We start from the raw sequence: 376 nt of genomic DNA, 5'->3' as shown, positions 1-376 counted from the left end.
CGGCGGTGAGGCGGGGAATCCTCATTTTATAAACAAAGTGCATATCTAAATGCGCCGTTACTCGTTGTCTAATCTCCCAATCAGCAACAAAAGAATTCATAATTGCAACAAGAAAAACCAAACTATCATAATCAATAATATTTTTTGTTGTTTGAGCCGTATCTGCGCAAACATGATTTGGTGGTGAAACGCAAGCAATTGTTGTGCGTTCATTTGTACTGCTGGCAATTCGACGATGCACCATACGATACTCTTGATACGCTAATCGTTGCCCGCGATCTTCACCGCGCCCAATTAGTTTAAGTCGCACCTCCGCTTCATCTAACCAATACTTTGGCTGCGCCCATTGATGCGTGAATTGATGAATCATTTTACC

The 376-nt window shown here is 42.3% G+C and carries 1 protein-coding gene; it reads right to left on the bottom strand.

The features are described 5' to 3' along the window. On the bottom strand, positions 1 to 376 hold a 376-nt coding region (locus tag HUK38_RS14805), incomplete at both ends, for a hypothetical protein (protein ID WP_202985595.1).

It is taken from the genome of Thiospirillum jenense (assembly GCF_014145225.1).
Classification (GTDB): Bacteria; Pseudomonadota; Gammaproteobacteria; order Chromatiales; family Chromatiaceae; genus Thiospirillum; species Thiospirillum jenense.
This window is presented reverse-complemented; position numbering and strand designations above follow the sequence as displayed.